This window comes from Saezia sanguinis (genome assembly GCF_003991585.1).
In the GTDB taxonomy this organism is placed as follows: Bacteria; Pseudomonadota; Gammaproteobacteria; order Burkholderiales; family Burkholderiaceae_C; genus Saezia; species Saezia sanguinis.
The window spans coordinates 1-243 of record NZ_PQSP01000180.1 but is presented as its reverse complement, the minus strand read 5'-3'; the positions used below and the strand labels follow the sequence as shown (position 1 = coordinate 243).

Here is a 243-nt window from a genome sequence, read left to right as displayed (position 1 = left end):
GCGGGATCTCGCCACGGCCTCCCACGCCCTGGATTCGTTTTCTTCCGTCCACGCCTATACCGCGGTCAATGCCGCGGATCTCGCGGTTGTCGCGTCGCCGTGGAACAGCGATGCCACCGCTGCGCTGTCCGGCACCGAATACGGGATCGCCGTGGAGACTTTGCGCAAGCACTACAATTTGCTGCTGGTCGATTGCGGAACCGGAGTTCTCGATTCGGCGACGGATATGGTGCTGCGTTCGAG

At 62.6% G+C, this 243-nt stretch carries 1 pseudogene; it reads left to right on the top strand.

What is annotated here, in order from left to right:
• Positions 1 to 243 (top strand): annotated as a pseudogene (locus CUZ56_RS15910) (hypothetical protein); the annotation flags it as partial.